We start from the raw sequence: 16,377 nt of genomic DNA on the forward strand, positions 1-16,377 counted from the left end.
CCCTTCCGCATGCCCAAATCACACCATCAGAAAGAGACCGAAGACATGAACACCACCACCCTGCCGGCCCAGCCGAAGGCCGCGAGCACGGACTTCTTTGACGCCGACATGATTGCCACGGAGATGGATTACGTCTTCCCGTGGAAGGTCCGCGCCCTCATCAAGCGCAACATGCCCACGCTGCGGACCCTTGGTCCCGTCATCACCCGCAGGGTCCATGTGACAGCCGAGGATGGCAGCGTGTGGGAGGTTGACGACTACGAAATCAACCGCACGCAGGCGGCCGTGATCGGGGCGCTTGTGCCGACCCCGAAGGGGAACCTGTCAGGGGCCTACATGGCCGAACTGGAGGCCCTTTTCTACGCCGGGCACCTCGTGGTGGCGGACACCCCGGAGGCCAAGGAGGCGGTGCAGGGGGCCGCTGAACGGCACCGAGAGCGGCAGCGCGCGGCCATGGGCGGGGTGCGGTGAGACCATGACGGACATCACCATGCCCGCGTCCCCGGCCTCCGTCCTCCCGGCCACGGGGGAGACCACCGTCCACGACCTGCGGCTTGCCGAGGCCCTTGGCTTCAAGCGCCCCGCCAACATCCGCAACCTTATCAAGCGGCACCGGGGGATACTGGAGGCCATTGGACCATTGCTTCAGCGTGAAGCGATGGTCGGAATCGGCTCCGGGGCGAAGCGTGCCGTCACTGAGTTCCACCTCAGCAAAGCGCAGGCCGCCTTCATCATCGGCAAATCGGACACACGGGAAGCCGATAGCGTCCTTGCGCTCATCTCCGAAGCCTTCGCCATGCTCTCTGACGGCAAGCTGGTGGCGGTGGATGAAGCCGCCCAAGCCGAGCTGGACGCCGCTGCGGCACGTGCTGCCGAGAGGCGCCGACTGATGCGGGAGGAGAAGGACGACTATTCCCGCATCATGAAGAGCTTCAGCAAGTCGCCCTCGCGCTCTGTCATCGGCCACAAGCCGGACGGCGCGGCCATCCTGCGGGAGTTGACGGCCTTCGAGAAGCAGCGGGAGGAGAGGCAGGCGGCGCAGAAGCGTCAGTCCCGGTGGGCGGCGCAGGCCCGGAAGACCCGGAACCCCGGCGACCCGGACTAGGGTTCCATTTGGTGCGCCACGGCGGCGCGCCAATAGTCCCTCAGGGCGGCCGATCATTGCGACACGTGGCGTGACGATAGGGGGCCATTGCGCCACCGTGTCGTGATGGTCCCCGGCTTCCCGAGTGGGGACCCCGGAATATTTCGGCACAAAATTCTGAGTGCCCATCTAAATTAGAAGAAGCGCGCGATTCCCCCTCGGGGGCCTCCAGTCCCGCATAACGACCCCTTCAGGGACGCCCCTACGAGCCCCCTACACCGCCGCTCCGTCCCGCCGCACCACACCCTGCCGGGCACTACTCCCGGCCGCTGGTGAGTCGTTCTGACTCGCCCTGAGCGTCCTCCTTCGCGCGGCTCTGCTGAGCTATCCTCGGTGCCATGACACCAGACAACCCCCTCGATACATCCACCATTCAGGAGCCTGCGGGCACGCCCATCCGAGGCGCGGCAGGTCGCGGAGGGTTAGCCGATCTGCTCAATGATGATGGCGCGGATTTGCGCGCGCGTGAGGCCGCAGGGCTCGGGCTTCCAATCCGGGCTGGAGTGGACGATGGAGGGTGCGGGCGGGGTGAACTTGTGAGTACGCATATATCCTCTTGGCCGCATCGACCCGTGGTCGGCGGCTGACGCTGGTGCGTCGATGTGTGGGTGGGCAGTGCCCTGCATCATGCGATGGGGCTTAGGTCGCAGTTGCGACGGCCGGATGACTACCGCGTCAATGCGTTGCGATTGAGGCGCCCCGGTGCGGTTCGTTCCCGGCCGTGTTGTGGGCGCGGGTAATGTACCTCAGCAAACCGCGAGGCCACCATCAGGCGCGCATGAACGAGCCCGAAACGGACGATCCGGCTAACCCATTGATAGAGAGCTGGAAGTTATGCCTCTTATAGATGGAGCAGGGTCATTCCCATAGAGAGCCTGTTCGCGGCCTCTGAAGTGCTCCCGAGCGAGGGCTTACGGGTCCTGTATAGGGAGTGAAGGTTCCTACCTAGAGAGCACCGAGGCGGGTTCTTGGAGATGACCACCACCATCAACCCCACCCTCAATCCCATCCTCAGAGACCCCACGCCTCCAGTGCCTTCGCCTGTCCGGCCGGGTCATCCTTGATCCGGTAGACTGTCTGCCGGGTGAGGCCGGTGTGCTTGGACACGTCGCTCGCGCCCACCCCTTCCGCCAGCATCTCCCGCACACGGGTGAACTGCTCTCGGCTGAAGGTCGGCTTCCGCCCCTTGTACTTGGTTGTCCCCTCTGTGGCCTTGGCGTGGGCTATCCCAGCCTTCTGCGCCTCCTTGGTTGCCTCTGCCTGCGCCTGAGCGGTGGCCGCCATGAAGCCTATCAGGGCGTCTCTCACGGCCATCTGCACGGGGTCCTTGGTGGCCCCGTCGAAGGTCATCGCGTTGATAATGGTCTTCACCACCACGCCCCGGCGCATGAACTCGCGGATGGTCTCGGTGACATCGGCGTAGTTGCGCCCGAGGCGGTCCACCCAGCGGACCACGAGGGTGTCCCCGGAGCGCAGCACGTCGAACAGTCGGCGGCCTTCAGGGCGCTCCCTGAGGGGCACGGAGACGCCCGACACGCCCTCATCGGCAATCACCATGTCGAAGGCATAGCCGGCCGCTTCGGCGTGCGTTCGCTGGTGGCTGAGGGTTTGGTCGGCAGTCGAGACGCGGGCGTAGAGGATGGTGGACATCGGCCTCTCCGGTGTCGGCAGGGGTGATGTCCGCAGATAATATGTACGCAGGACCTAAGTCAACCCTAGCGTACGCTCTTTCCGGTGTCTTTTGGGGTGTCCGCTGGGGCATACCTCAGGGGTCGGGTTGCCATGCCGCCCGCCACTGGAAGCCATTCGCATTGGCTCGGAGGGCGTCTCTCAGCCCCATTAGGTTCGATAATGTCCGCAGCGCCTTCAGCTTGAACTTCTGGAAGCGTGCATCACTGAAATGTTCACCCTCCACCGTTGTTTCAGTACCGATATTTCGGCTTCGCCATACAACCGTCGGCCGACCGGACACCATGCCCCATGCGCCGTGGCCGATGAGATTGCGCTCGTCTCGCAGTTCCTTAAGGTCGTCCCATAACCGGCTTGGTACATTCCACCCAAGTGCTTCAAGTTGGCCCTGCAACTCTTTGCAGTGGTCGGCGGCATGCTTTTTAGCGGTTCTGCGTCTCTGCTCACCCCGCTCGCCCTTAACCAGCCAAATCAGTTCCACAAGCTGGTTTTCTAGGTGTCCGTGGAGGGTGAGGGCATCGGCAATTGAAATCTTCAGACCGTCCGGGATGTTGGCGCTGTACGGGTTCGTTGTCATAGCCGCTGACTGCCCTTTCCTAGCCCGTCGAGCACCAAACCGAAGCCTGATCTGAATCCAACGCAAAATGGAGTCTACCGCATCATGACCGATGCCACCCCCACGCACGCCCCTAAGTCGCCCATCCTCGCCACCTTGCGCTTCGAGGGGAAGACCATCCGGGCCACCCGACACCCCGCCCATGGCCGCATGCTGATGGCGCACGATGTCCTCCTTGCCATCGGCTACATACCTAAGCCGCCGCACGGCGCCCGGCCCATCCTCAACGGCCTCAAGGTCTCCGATACGAACCGCATCACGCTCACTCGCGGGGACTTCGACACCACCGAGGGGCGCCCGGAGCCGACCTTCTCCAAGGCAACCTTCCTCAATCGCGTCGGGCTGGATGAGCTGGTGGCAGGCGCCGCCGCGAAGAAGGTGAAGACCTTCGGCCCGTGGATGGCGGACGTGATGGAGAATGGTGCCCCGAAGCGGAAGCCCAAGGCGGTGCCCGAAGCAGCCCCTGAAGTGTCGGCTGAAGGGCTGCCTTGGGAGGACTGAGGCGGTCATCCTATTCCCAAACGGGAATAGCTAAGCCCCCACTATAGGAAGCCCTGAGCGGCCTCAGGGGGCTCCCCGCCGCGCTCAGGCGCCCCCTTCACACGCGCATCATGCCGACCTCCGCGAGCCCCGAAGCGGGCTCCTGTGGATAACTCGGTGTGGTCGTGTGAGGGGGCGTCTATCCCCTTTGCGAACCCCTTCACGACCCCCGAAACGCCCCTTGAACGCGGACTCCCGGTGCCGCAAAGAGTCCCCATGAGCAAGCATTCCCAAGCCCCGGAACGGCACCGCTGGTTTGACGACTGGCGCGGCGCGAGAGGCCCGGCCCTCCGCAAGTTGGTCACGGACATCACCGCTGAGGTTGAGGCGTTGGAGCGAGCCAAGGGTGCCCGCAAACGAGCGCGGAAGGCGGTCGATCAGCGGCACTTCGAGGTGGCTATGGAGGTGGTCGTGAGCAACCTCGCCCATGAGGGGCTGATGCCGAGTGAGACTGGCCGGCTCGCCATCCTCACCGGTAATGGCGCCAAGGGTGCCACCCGGTACGACAACAAGGCGCTGGGAAAGCCCCTCAGGGACTTGCTGGGGAGCATGGCGGAGTTGGGGTTGGTGGAGTGGCATCGTCCGGTGTCGTGGCGCGAGGCGTGGGCTGTGTCGCCTGCGAAGACCTTCCGCGAGCGGGTGGAGGGCGCGCGCCTCGGGGCTGGAGACTTTGGGCGTGTCGCGGGAGAGGAGACCATCATCCTCACGCGGAAAGGGCGCCTTGGACCGGGGGCGGCCGCTGTCGCGCGCGAGCTTGTCGACTATGCCGATACCCCCGAGACGGTCGCCATGCGCCACACCATGGAGCATCTGAACTCCTCCCTGTCATCCGCAGACATCACCTTCGTAGACGATGGAGCCGGCCCAGTGGACGTGCACGACCGCTCGATGCGCAGGCACTTCGTCACTGCCTTGTCGGAGGGGCAGGCATTTGACCGGGGAGGGCGTCTATTCGGTGGGTTCTGGCAAAACCTCCCCTCTGCCCGGCGCGGCGGCATCCGCATCGGCGGGGAGCCCGTGGCGGAACTCGACTATGGGCAAATGGCGGTGAGGCTGGCCTATGCTCACGTAGGAGCGACGCCTCCCGATGGCGATATGTACGCCCTTGCGGGGCTGGAGGGGCACCGAGCGGCGGTGAAGACGGCATTCAATGTCCTTCTGAACGACAGCCACAGGCGGAATTCCTGGCCCGCGTCGCTGGTTGAAGGCTACGACGATGTGGAGTCGAGTGAGGCACTGCCCACGGGCTGGACCGTGAAACGGACAAAAGCCGCCATCCTCGCGCGTCACCCGGCTCTCGCTCCATGTCTCGGCTCAGGCATCGGGCTAAAGCTCATGCACACGGAGAGCGAGGTGTTGGTGGCTGTGCTGATGGAGATGGCGGCGCGGGGAATTGTCGGTCTTGGCATCCATGATGGTCTCCTCGCTCCAGCATCCAGAATGAATGAGGTGGCTCGGATCATGTTGGCGGCCGGGGAGACAATCGCCGGCACCACCATCCCGGTCAGGGCCTCGGCTCTCTAGGTAAGAACCTTCACTCCCTATACTGGACCCGTAAGGACAGCCGCGTTTCCGACAGGGGCGTCCGCCTCCGGCTGCTTCGCCTTCTTGTCACGGGTTGCGGTCTGATTTCCACCGACCCGCATGGCTGTTTGTTCAGAGCGTTTGCCCTCGACCGATTTGAAGCCGTAGGCCTCACGCTGCTTCAGGATGACCCAAATCTCCCGGCTATACGCATCAGCTCCATGGAACGTGAGGACGATCCGCCCGAATAGGGCGTCACCGAACAACTCCTGACCGGTCGTGGCGGGGAAAAACGAAATGGCCCTGACGACCTTCTTGAGCGCCTGATTGAGCCGGCTGCGAACTAGGAATAGGTCCTGAGGCGATTGCTCGCGATGGGCGCGCGCGAGGACCGCTAGCGCCTCCTCAAGCTGCCCTTGATCTCGCCCAAGGCCGGCCAACCGCGCGCGTTCTGTTTCTAGTGTCGCGCCGGTCTGCCTTATGGCCTCGGCCAGCTTGGCTATTTCGCCTTCAAGCTCGTCCAGCTTGGATTTCAAGGCCCCGCTATCGGGGCGTTCGATCAGCAGTCTTATGACGGCCTCTAGGCTCGACTGAGCGCGGCGGTGAGCGGACTCCTTAAGGAGCAGCTCGTTCTCAGATTGCCGGATCAATTCGCCTGCCTTGGCCGTAATTGAGGGAAACAGGTCCCGGTAGTCGACCTCTCGCAGGGAAAGCAGGACGAATGCCTCAGTGGCGCGGTACTGCCATGAGGGTGAGTGGCAATTAGCGGCGCTGCGGCGCGCGTTGGAGCACTTCAGGTAAAGCTCGCGCTCCTTTTTTGCGACGTAGTGCATAGGACCGCCACACACGCCGCAGCGTGCTATGCCGCTGAGCAGGTTCGAGAAGGCGCGCCCCTTCCTGCCCCCGCCTACGCGCCTCGTGGTGCGAACTTGGCGCGCCTTTAGGAACGCTTCTTCGTCAATGATGGCAGGAAAATAGTCGCGGATGCTGTCTCCATCCGCCAGCCTCACCGATCTACCGCCCGTCCGGTCGAGCCTCATGGGCTGATAGGTGCCGATGACGGCTTCGCTGTCGAGTAGCTTCTGTATGTAGGACGGATGCCAGCCCTGCGATTTTCTGAAAGTCGGGATGCCCTCCGAATTGAGAATGGCTGCGACACGCCCCTTGCCCACTCCATCCAGCGTCAGTTCAAACACGCGCTGTACGATACGCACGCGCTCAGGGATTACCTCGAAGTTGGTTCTCTGCGGATTGAGCTTCAGCCATGCCGGGCACGTGGCCGTGAGCTTGTGCCCCTCAACTCGCGCGCGCTCACGTTTGTTGGACCAAGCGGCACTTACCCGCTTCCCTTTCGTAAGGCTCTCCTCGTGGGCGCGGTACATGACCGAGAGCGAGACTAGGAGTTCGCCAAAATTTTGGTCGAGAGAGTCGCTGGTGAACACCCTCCCATCCTGAAGCGTAGCGATGTGGATGCCTTTACCGAGGAGCGCCGTGAGCTGCGAGAACGCGCGCGTGACCGTATCTCGGCTAAGACGGTCAAGACTTTCGACGAGCAAAAACGACCCGCGCGCTATCCGGCCGCTGTCAACCGCGTCGATGAACGACCCCAACGCACCTTCAACGGCGTTACGGCCCCGATAGGCAGAAACGCCAAGGTCTTGAAATGTGAGTGTCTCATCAAGCTCCAGCCCCCGCCCAAGGGCAAATGTTCTGCTCGATTCAGTTTGGCGGCGGTAGCTATCGCCCTTCCCTTGTTCCGGCGTCGAGAAACGGACGTAGCTGTAGGCTTTGGGCTGATTCATGACAGTTCGGTACCCGTGAATTTCCGGGTATACAAGCTACAATGTTAGAAGATTGTGCCGGCCGGCGGCGGCGATCTCCAGCGCCCGCTTCGCGACCTCCTGTCCCTTCACCTCGGCGAGATCGGGCAGCGTTCCGCCACCATGCTCGAGCCGGGGCTCCGGCCGGCCGAGCATCTGCCGTCCAGCGAAGTGATTGACGATCTGGATCAGCGAGAGCGGCGCGAGAACCGCCATGTCCGGGCTCGCCCAGGCGGCTTCCGGGCCGCAGGCGGCGGGGCAGATGAGCCCGTGGCCGCGCGCATTGGCGCCCATGGCCGCCGGCAGCACCCCGGCGACCGGGGCCAGCCGCCCGTCGAGCGCGAGTTCGCCCACCACGGTGAAACCGTCCAGCGCGTCGGAGGGCAGCGCCCCGATGGCGGCCATCAGGCCGAGCGCGATGGGCAGGTCGTAATGGCTGCCTTCCTTCGGCAGGTCGGCGGGCGCGAGATTGACGGTGATGCGCTTGGCGGGCAGCGCGAGCCCAGAGGCGATGAGCGCGGCGCGGACCCGCTCCTTGGCCTCGGTGACGGCCTTGTCGGCCAGGCCGACCAGATTGAAGGCCGGCAGCCCGGGGCTTACCTGCACCTGAACGTCGACGGGGCGCGCCTCGACGCCCTCGAACGCCACCGTCGCCACGCGCTGGACCATGCCGCGCCCCCGTTTCGCCCCGGCGAAATCCGCTTCCGCCATGAGGAACGTAGCGGACTACCGCCATACGTCAAGAACATTTGAAGAACAAATTCGGGGCATGCCGCAGCGGCAGCCTCATTTCCACATGTGCGACTCAGCGGCTCATTGACGATAGAAGAATTCTATCAAGGCACGGAACACCTGAATTGATTTCGGTTTCGCCGCATACGATCCTTTCGTTTGGAAAAATCCAAAAGAAGGCCCGGGAGAAAATGCCGCATTACGAACCCTGGAGCGACGAGCGCGCCCGCGCGGTGATCGAGGAATTCTCTCACCTCGAAGGCCCTCTCATGCCCATGCTCCATGCGGTGCAAGAAACCTTCGGCCATGTGCCGGACGCGGTCGTGCCGATGCTGGCCGAGATGCTGAACATCTCCCGCGCCGAAGTGCATGGCGTCGTGACCTTCTACCATGATTTCCGCCACGAGCCGGCCGGCCGCCATGTATTGAAGCTGTGCCGCGCCGAGGCGTGCCAGGCGGCGGGCGGCGATGCGCTGGCCGATCACGCCGAGCACCGGCTCGGCTGCAAGCTCGGCGAGACGACGGCGGATGGCCGTGTCACCGTCGAGCCGATCTACTGCCTCGGCCTGTGCGCCACTGCGCCTTCCGCCATGCTGGACGGCAAGATCGTGGCTCGTCTCAACGAGCGTCGCCTCGACGCGCTGATCGCGGAGGCGCAGTCGTGACCATTCGCATCTACGTTCCCAAGGACGCCTGCGCCATCGGCTGCGGTGCCGACGAGGTGGTGGAGGCCATCGAGGCCGCTGCCCGCAAGCGTCAGCAGCCGGTCGAGATCGTGCGCAACGGCTCGCGCGGCATGCTGTGGCTGGAGCCGCTGGTGGAGGTCGTGACCCCTGAGGGGCGGATCGGCTACGGCCCGGTCGAGGCCGGGGATGTCGAGGGTTTGTTCGAGGCCGGTTTCCTCACCGGCGGCGCGCACGGCCTGCGCATCGGCAAGCCGGAGGAGCATCCCTTCCTCGCCAAGCAGACGCGCCTCACCTTCGCGCGCTGCGGCATCATCGATCCGGCCTCCTATACCGATTATCGCGCCCATGGCGGCTATCGCGGGCTGGAGCGCGCGCTGCAGCTCGGCCCGGCGGAGATCATCGAGGAAGTCAAGAAGTCCGGCCTGCGCGGCCGTGGCGGCGCCGGCTTCCCGACCGCCATCAAGTGGAAGACGGTGGCCGACGCCAAGGCGGACCGGAAGTACATCGTCTGCAATGCCGACGAGGGCGATTCCGGCACCTTCGCCGATCGCATGATCATGGAAGGCGACCCCTTCGAGCTGATCGAGGGCATGACCATCGCCGGCATCGCGGTGGGCGCCACCAAGGGCTTCGTCTACACCCGCTCGGAATATCCCCACGCCATCTGGGCAATGGAGAAGGCGATCGAGGTGGCGCGGGCGCACGGCATGCTCGGCGTCAACATCGCCGGCTCGCAGTACAGCTTCGACATGGAAGTGCGCATGGGCGCGGGCGCCTATGTGTGCGGCGAGGAGACGGCGCTGCTCGATAGTCTCGAGGGCAAGCGCGGCACGGTGCGCGCCAAGCCGCCGCTGCCGGCCCACAAGGGCCTGTTCCAGAAGCCGACCGTCATCAACAACGTGCTCTCGCTGACCGCCGTGCCGCATATCCTGGCCGATGGCGGCGAGTTCTACGCCAATTTCGGCATGGGCCGCTCGCGCGGCACTATGCCGATCCAGATCGCCGGCAATGTGAAGTTCGGCGGCCTGTTCGAGACCGCCTTCGGCATCACGCTCGGCGAGCTGATCAACGACATCGGCGGTGGTACCGCCTCGGGTCGTCCGGTCAAGGCGGCGCAGGTGGGCGGCCCGCTCGGCGCCTATGTGCCGACCTGGCAGTTCGACCTGCCCTTCGACTACGAGTCTTTCGCGGCGAAGGACGCGCTGATCGGCCATGGCGGCATCGTGGTGTTCGACGAGAGCGCCGACATGGCCAAGATGGCGCGTTTCGCCATGGAGTTCTGCTCGGTCGAGAGCTGCGGCAAGTGCACGCCCTGCCGCATCGGCTCGACGCGCGGCGTCGAACTGATGGACCGGATCATGGCCGGCGAGCGCCGCGAGGCCAATCTCGCGACGCTGACCGACCTTTGCCAGACCATGAAGCTTGGATCGCTCTGCGCCCTTGGCGGGTTTACCCCCTATCCGGTGCTGAGCGCGATGAACCATTTCCCCGAGGATTTCGGTGCCCCGCCGCACCGCCTCGAAGCCGCTGAATGAGGAGGACGCTGCGCATGTCCCTCGTCCATGAGATCGACTACGGAACGCCCGCCCCGAAGACCGACGCGCTGGTGACGCTCACCATCGACGGCATGGAAGTGACGGTGCCCGAGGGTACCTCCATCATGCGCGCGGCGATGGAGATGGGGACGCAGATCCCCAAGCTCTGCGCCACCGACAGCCTGGAGGCCTTCGGCTCCTGCCGCCTATGCCTCGTCGAGATCGAGGGTCGCAACGGCACGCCGGCCTCCTGCACCACGCCGGTGGCGCCGGGCATCAAGGTGCATACCCAGACGCCCCGTCTCGCCCAGCTGCGCAAGGGCGTGATGGAGCTCTACATCTCCGACCACCCGCTGGACTGCCTGACCTGCGCGGCGAACGGCGACTGCGAGCTGCAGGACATGGCCGGCGCGGTCGGCCTGCGCGAGGTGCGTTACGGCATGGAGGGCGCGAACCATTTCGCCCCCACCTCCGAGCTCGTGTTGCCGAAGGACGAGTCGAACCCCTATTTCACCTATGACCCGGCCAAGTGCATCGTCTGCAATCGCTGCGTGCGCGCTTGCGAGGAAGTGCAGGGCACCTTCGCGCTGACGATTTCCGGCCGCGGCTTCGATTCCCGCGTGTCGCCCGGCCAGTCGGAAGCCTTCCTGACCTCCGAATGCGTCTCCTGCGGCGCCTGCGTGCAGGCCTGCCCGACGGCGACGCTGTCCGAGAAGCGCCTCATCGAGATCGGCACGCCCGAGCACTCGGTGGTCACCACCTGCGCCTATTGCGGCGTCGGCTGCACCTTCAAGGCGGAGATGCGCGGCCAGGAAGTGGTGCGCATGGTGCCGTGGAAGGACGGCAAGGCCAATCGCGGCCATAGCTGCGTGAAGGGCCGCTTCGCCTGGGGTTACGCCACCCATCAGGACCGCATCACCAAGCCGATGATCCGTGCCAAGGTCACCGACCCGTGGCGGGAGGTGTCGTGGGAGGAGGCGATCGCCCACACCGCTTCCGAGCTGAAGCGCATCCAGGATGCCTATGGCCGCAAGGCGGTGGGCGGCATCACCTCCTCGCGCTGCACCAACGAGGAAGCCTATCTCGTCCAGAAGATCATCCGCGCCGGCTTCGGCACCAACAATGTCGACACCTGCGCGCGCGTCTGCCACTCGCCGACCGGCTACGGCCTGAACCAGGCCTTCGGCACCTCGGCCGGCACGCAGGACTTCGACTCGGTCGAGGATTCCGACGTCATCCTCGTCATCGGCGCCAACCCGACCGACGGGCACCCGGTGTTCGGCTCGCGCATGAAGAAGCGGCTGCGCCAGGGTGCCAGGCTGATCGTCATCGATCCCCGCCGCATCGACCTCGTGCGCTCGCCTCATATCAAGGCGGACTTCCACCTGCCGCTGCAGCCGGGCACCAACGTCGCCGTCGTCACCGCGCTGGCGCATGTCGTCGTCACCGAGGGTCTGGTGAACGAGGCCTATGTCCGCCAGTTCTGCGACTGGGACGAGTTCCAGGACTGGGCGGAGTTCGTGGCCGACAAGCGCCACTCGCCCGAGGAAGTCGAGAAGCTCTCCGGCGTGCCGGCCGAGCTGATCCGCGGCGCCGCCCGGCTCTACGCCACCGGCGGCAACGCGGCCATCTATTACGGCCTCGGCGTCACCGAGCACAGCCAAGGCTCCACCACCGTCATGGCCATCGCCAACCTCGCCATGGCGACCGGCAATATCGGCCGTCGCGGCGTCGGCGTGAACCCGCTGCGCGGCCAGAACAACGTGCAGGGCTCGTGCGACATGGGTTCGTTCCCGCACGAGCTGCCGGGCTACCGCCACATCTCCGACGACGCGACCCGCGCGACGTTCGAGGCCATGTGGGGCCGCCCGCTCGATCCCGAGCCCGGCCTGCGCATCCCGAACATGCTGGACGCGGCCGTCGACGGCACCTTCAAGGCGATCTACATCCAGGGCGAGGACATCCTCCAGTCCGACCCGGACACCAAGCATGTTGCCTCGGGCCTCGCGGCGATGGAGCTGGTCATCGTGCAGGACCTGTTCCTGAACGAGACGGCCAACTACGCCCATGTCTTCCTGCCGGGCTGCACCTTCCTCGAGAAGGACGGCACCTTCACCAATGCCGAGCGCCGCATCCAGCTTGTGCGCAAGGTGATGGCGCCGAAGAACGGCTATGGCGACTGGGAAGTCACCCAGATGCTGGCGCAGGCCATCGGCCTCGACTGGAACTACACCCACCCCTCGCAGATCATGGACGAGATCGCTGCGCTGACCCCGACCTTCGCCGGCGTGTCGTTCAAGAAGCTCGACGAGATGGGCTCGGTGCAGTGGCCGTGCAACGACGCCAACCCCGAGGGCATGCCGATCATGCACATCGGCGGCTTCGCGCGCGGCAAGGGTAAGTTCGTCGTCACCGAATACGTGCCGACCGACGAGCGCTCCGGCGCCCGCTTCCCGCTGCTGCTCACCACCGGCCGCATCCTCAGCCACTACAATGTCGGCGCGCAGACCCGCCGCACCGAGAACGTGGCCTGGCACCCGGAGGACGTGCTGGAGATCCACCCGCACGACGCCGAGCAACGCGGCGTGCGGGACGGCGACTGGGTGCGCATCGACAGCCGCGCGGGTTCCACGACGCTGCGCGCGGAGATCACCGACCGCGTGGCGCCGGGCGTTGTCTACACCACCTTCCACCACCCGGGCACGCAGGCGAACGTCGTGACCACCGACTTCTCCGACTGGGCGACCAACTGCCCGGAGTTCAAGGTCACGGCGGTGCAGATCGCCCGCTCGAACGGCCCGTCCGAGTGGCAGGAGGACTATGACGACTTCGCCCGCCAGAGCCGTCGCATCGCCGTCGCGGCGGAGTGAGCGGAGGGCCCGATGATCCCGCCGGTCGTCCGTGTCGCGCGCCTTGCCGTCGCTCCTTCGGGAGCGAAGGCGGGCGAGCGGGCGATCCCCGAGGAGACGCCCGTCGCCATCGTCCATAACGGCTCCACCTATGCCGTGATGATGGCGACCCCTGGCGACCTCGAGGATTTCGGCTACGGCTTCAGCCTCACCGAGGGCGTCATCGGCGATCTCGCCGATGTCGAATCCATCGAGACGCTGGAGTTCGAGGAAGGCGTCGAGATCCGCCTCTGGCTCAACCAAGAGCGTGCCGGCGAGCAGGTGGCGCGCCGCCGCCAGATCGCAGGGCCCACGGGCTGCGGCCTGTGCGGGGTGGAAAGCCTGGAACTTGCCGTCAAGCCGGCGCGGGCCGTGGGCGAGGGGCGGAGCTTCACGGCGGCGGACATCTCCCGCGCGGTGGCGTCGCTGCCGCCCGTCCAACTGCTCAACCATGAAACCCGCGCGGTGCACGCCGCCGCCTTCTGGGAGCCGGAGGCCGGGCTGGTGGCGGTGCGCGAGGATGTCGGGCGCCACAATGCGCTCGACAAGCTGGTCGGCCATCTCGTCCGGCAGGGCCGCGCGGCGGCATCGGGCATCGTGCTGCTGACCAGCCGCGTGTCGATCGAGATGGTGCAGAAGACCGCCATGCTCGGCGCGCCGGTGCTGGTCGCGGTTTCCGCGCCGACCGCTCTCGCCGTCCGCACGGCAGAGGCCGCCGGCATCACGCTGGTGGCCATCGCCCGTGACGACGGCTTCGAAGTGTTTACCCACCCCCATCGCATCGTGCTTGGCGGGGCAGAACAGGAGCGTATCGCCCATGTCGGCTAATACGATGGAGCGCCTTGTCTACATGGCGAACCAGATCGGCAAGTTCTTCGAGCCGCAGGGCCACGAGAAGTCCGTGAAGGGCGTCGCCAAGCACATCAAGGATTTCTGGGATCCGCGCATGCGCGCGCGCATGGAAGATCACATCGCGGCGGGCGGCGAGGGCCTGACGCCGGCGGTGTTCGAGGCGCTGAAGACCTTGCCGCCCGTGAGCCGCGATACCATTCCGGCTCCGCACCCGACCCTGAACCCGCCGGGGCCGACCGCTCACCATCACTGAGCGTCCCCCTTTCTGACTGCCGCAAAGCCGGCGCGTGGCAAGCGCGCCGGCTTTGTCGCGTCCGGCAGGTGCCGCGGCGAGCCGGCCATCTGCCGCCAGGTCATGTGCGTCATCGCCTTTCCCCGACGGGAAAATTCTTCCGAAATGCCCGGCTCCGGCGTGATTCGTCGCGAATCGACCACGCTTCCGCCATGCGTGAGCGGCATCCGATCCTGTAGCTTGAGGTCGGGCGGTACCAGCCGAGGTCGGGGACAGATGCAGAGCGACGGACACGCATTGCTGCTCGGGGCGCTGGTCTTCCTCGCCACGGCCGTCGTCGCCGTGCCCATCGCGCGGCGGCTCGGTCTGTCGCCGATCGTCGGCTACATCCTCGCAGGGGTGGCCATCGGACCTTCCGGCATCGGCATCTTCCACGATCCCGAGCGCATCATCACCGTGGCCGAGATCGGCGTGGTGCTGCTGCTCTTCATCATCGGGCTGGAGCTCCAGTTCTCCCGCCTGCTGGCGCTGCGCCGCGCCATCTTTGGTCTCGGCACGGCGCAGCTCATCTTCAGCGGCGCCGCCATCGCGGTGCTGACGCATTATGCCGGCAACGGCTTCGACTGGCGCGCCTCGCTGGTGGCGGGCCTTGCGCTGGCGCTCTCGGCCACCTCCATCGCGTTGCAATTGCTGGAGGAAAAGCGTGGGCTCTCGCTGCCCTACGGGCAGCGGGCCTTCGGCGTTCTGCTGTTCCAGGACATGGCGGTGGTGCCGCTGCTGGCCTTCCTGCCGCTGCTCGCCAAAGGCACCCATGAGGAGAGCACCTTCGCCGAATCGGCACTGCACGTCGCCATCATCGTCGGCGCGCTCATCCTGATCATCGCCATCGGGCGCTACATGCTCACGCCCTTCTTCCGCATCCTCGCGCGCTCGGGCGCGCGCGAGGTGATGACGGCGGCCGCCCTGCTCGTCGTGCTGGGGGCGGGCACGTTGATGGCGGCGACGGGCATGTCGATGGCGCTCGGTGCCTTCCTCGCCGGCGTCATGCTGTCGGAATCGAACTTCCGCCATGAGCTGGAAGCCAATATCGATGCCTTTCGCGGCCTGCTGATCGCGCTGTTCTTCATGGGCGTCGGCATGTCCATGAATCTCGGCGTGGTGCTCGCCAACGCGCCGCTGCTGATCGCCGGCACGCTGCTGGTGACGGTGGTGAAGGCGGTCTCCGTGTGGGCGGTGTTCCGCGTCTCCGACGGCACGCGGGCAGACGCCGTGCGCTCCGCCTCGGTGCTCACCCCGGCCGGCGAATTCTCCTTTGTGCTCTTTCCGCTCGCCCTCGGGCTGGGACTGATCAATGCCCGCCAGAGCGACATGCTGGCGGCCTGCGCGGCCATGACCATGCTCCTCGGCCCGCCGGTGGCGCTGATCGGCGAGCGCCTCGCCCGCCGGCTGGAGCGACGCCCCGCCGATCCGCCCAAGGAGGATTTCTCCGATGCCCATGGCTCGGTGCTGGTGGTCGGCTTCGGCCGCTTCGGCCAGATCGCTTCGCAGTGCCTGCTGGCGCAGGGTCTGGAAGTCACCATCATCGACAACGATGTCGAGATGATCCAGAGCGCCGGCCGCTTCGGCTTCCGCATCTATTACGGTGACGGCACGCGGCTCGACGTGCTGCGGGCCGCCGGCGCGGAGCGGGCGCAGGTCGTCGCCATCTGTGTCGACCGGCGGGACACCGCCGACCGCATCGTGGCGATCATGCAGGCCAACATGCCCGGCGTGCGTTTGCATGTGCGCGCCTATGACCGCAACCATTCGGTGGCGCTGCGGACGCAGGGCGTCGACTACGAAATCCGCGAGACCTTCGAATCCGCGCTCAGCTTCGGCGAGGCGACGCTGCGCGCCAACGGCATCGACGCGGCGACTGCGCAGGCGACGGTGACGGATGTGCGCCAGCGCGATCTAGAGCGGCTCAGCCGCCAGCTCGCCGAGGGCGAGGATCGCGGGCCGATCCCGATCGAGCCGGAGCCGCTGGTGCCGCCGGAGCGCAGCGCCCGTCCGCTCAATCCCGAGGCGGAGGACGTGCTCAAGCACGAGACCGAGTTCTCGTCCTGAGTATGTAGCGGGT

Annotated in this window: 14 protein-coding genes and 1 pseudogene; 10 read left to right on the forward strand and 5 right to left on the reverse strand. The window is 65.9% G+C overall.

The features are described 5' to 3' along the window. The first annotated feature begins 45 nt into the window (after positions 1 to 45). Positions 46 to 471 (forward strand): hypothetical protein, encoded by a 426-nt coding sequence (locus tag STARVERO_RS19245; protein WP_159600859.1) that lies wholly within the window; start codon positions 46 to 48, stop codon positions 469 to 471. A 4-nt stretch (positions 472 to 475) separates the two neighbouring features. Beyond that, positions 476 to 1,105, forward strand: coding sequence for a hypothetical protein (locus STARVERO_RS19250; protein WP_159600861.1), 630 nt, complete (start codon positions 476 to 478; stop codon positions 1,103 to 1,105). A gap of 461 nt (positions 1,106 to 1,566) precedes the next feature. On the opposite strand, the gene STARVERO_RS23745 is transcribed toward STARVERO_RS19250, so the two are convergent. The 3 genes from STARVERO_RS23745 to STARVERO_RS19260 form a co-directional block, all read right to left on the reverse strand. Next, positions 1,567 to 1,692 (reverse strand): hypothetical protein, encoded by a 126-nt coding sequence (locus tag STARVERO_RS23745; RefSeq protein ID WP_280178143.1) that lies wholly within the window; start codon positions 1,690 to 1,692, stop codon positions 1,567 to 1,569. 463 nt (positions 1,693 to 2,155) lie between these two features. Further along, positions 2,156 to 2,794 carry a recombinase family protein gene (locus STARVERO_RS19255; RefSeq protein ID WP_159600863.1) on the reverse strand — a complete coding sequence of 213 codons (639 nt, stop codon included), beginning with the start codon at positions 2,792 to 2,794 and terminating at the stop codon, positions 2,156 to 2,158. 115 nt (positions 2,795 to 2,909) lie between these two features. Further along, entirely contained in the window at positions 2,910 to 3,410 is a 501-nt protein-coding gene (locus STARVERO_RS19260; protein WP_159600865.1) for a hypothetical protein, read from the reverse strand. Positions 3,411 to 3,494: 84 nt separating this feature from the next. Here STARVERO_RS19260 and STARVERO_RS19265 point away from each other — a divergent pair, with 84 nt between their 5' ends. Next, positions 3,495 to 3,950: a hypothetical protein gene (locus STARVERO_RS19265; RefSeq protein WP_159600867.1), complete on the forward strand. Its 456-nt coding sequence runs from the start codon at positions 3,495 to 3,497 to the stop codon at positions 3,948 to 3,950. A 255-nt stretch (positions 3,951 to 4,205) separates the two neighbouring features. After that, entirely contained in the window at positions 4,206 to 5,513 is a 1,308-nt protein-coding gene (locus STARVERO_RS19270; RefSeq protein ID WP_159600869.1) for a hypothetical protein, read from the forward strand. Positions 5,514 to 5,530: 17 nt separating this feature from the next. Here STARVERO_RS19270 and STARVERO_RS19275 read toward each other — a convergent pair whose 3' ends face one another. After that, a complete protein-coding gene (locus STARVERO_RS19275; RefSeq protein ID WP_159600871.1) occupies positions 5,531 to 7,315 on the reverse strand; it encodes a recombinase family protein in 1,785 nt (594 codons plus the stop codon). A gap of 39 nt (positions 7,316 to 7,354) precedes the next feature. Then, positions 7,355 to 8,002, reverse strand: a pseudogene (locus STARVERO_RS19280) (magnesium chelatase domain-containing protein); the annotation flags it as partial. 254 nt (positions 8,003 to 8,256) lie between these two features. Between STARVERO_RS19280 and STARVERO_RS19285 the strand changes: the two are divergent. The 6 genes from STARVERO_RS19285 (at position 8,257) to STARVERO_RS19310 (ending at position 16,364) form a co-directional block, all read left to right on the forward strand. Then, complete coding sequence (locus STARVERO_RS19285) at positions 8,257 to 8,730, forward strand: formate dehydrogenase subunit gamma (RefSeq protein ID WP_159600873.1); 474 nt, start codon at positions 8,257 to 8,259, stop codon at positions 8,728 to 8,730. Then, the gene (locus tag STARVERO_RS19290; protein ID WP_159600875.1) at positions 8,727 to 10,286 is read left to right on the forward strand and encodes a formate dehydrogenase beta subunit; all 1,560 of its coding nucleotides are present in this window, start codon (positions 8,727 to 8,729) and stop codon (positions 10,284 to 10,286) included. The genes STARVERO_RS19285 and STARVERO_RS19290 overlap by 4 nt, the downstream gene beginning before the upstream one ends. A gap of 14 nt (positions 10,287 to 10,300) precedes the next feature. Next, the gene (fdhF, locus tag STARVERO_RS19295) at positions 10,301 to 13,156 is read left to right on the forward strand and encodes a formate dehydrogenase subunit alpha (protein WP_159600877.1); all 2,856 of its coding nucleotides are present in this window, start codon (positions 10,301 to 10,303) and stop codon (positions 13,154 to 13,156) included. A 12-nt stretch (positions 13,157 to 13,168) separates the two neighbouring features. Next, positions 13,169 to 14,002 (forward strand): formate dehydrogenase accessory sulfurtransferase FdhD, encoded by an 834-nt coding sequence (gene fdhD, locus STARVERO_RS19300; protein WP_159600879.1) that lies wholly within the window; start codon positions 13,169 to 13,171, stop codon positions 14,000 to 14,002. Then, complete coding sequence (locus tag STARVERO_RS19305; protein WP_186291810.1) at positions 13,992 to 14,279, forward strand: formate dehydrogenase subunit delta; 288 nt, start codon at positions 13,992 to 13,994, stop codon at positions 14,277 to 14,279. The genes fdhD and STARVERO_RS19305 overlap by 11 nt, the downstream gene beginning before the upstream one ends. Positions 14,280 to 14,534: 255 nt before the next feature. Then, positions 14,535 to 16,364: a monovalent cation:proton antiporter-2 (CPA2) family protein gene (locus STARVERO_RS19310; RefSeq protein WP_159600881.1), complete on the forward strand. Its 1,830-nt coding sequence runs from the start codon at positions 14,535 to 14,537 to the stop codon at positions 16,362 to 16,364. The last annotated feature ends 13 nt before the right edge of the window (positions 16,365 to 16,377 follow it).

The sequence above is a fragment of the Starkeya nomas genome, from assembly GCF_902703545.1.
Taxonomy (GTDB): Bacteria; Pseudomonadota; Alphaproteobacteria; order Rhizobiales; family Xanthobacteraceae; genus Ancylobacter; species Ancylobacter moscoviensis.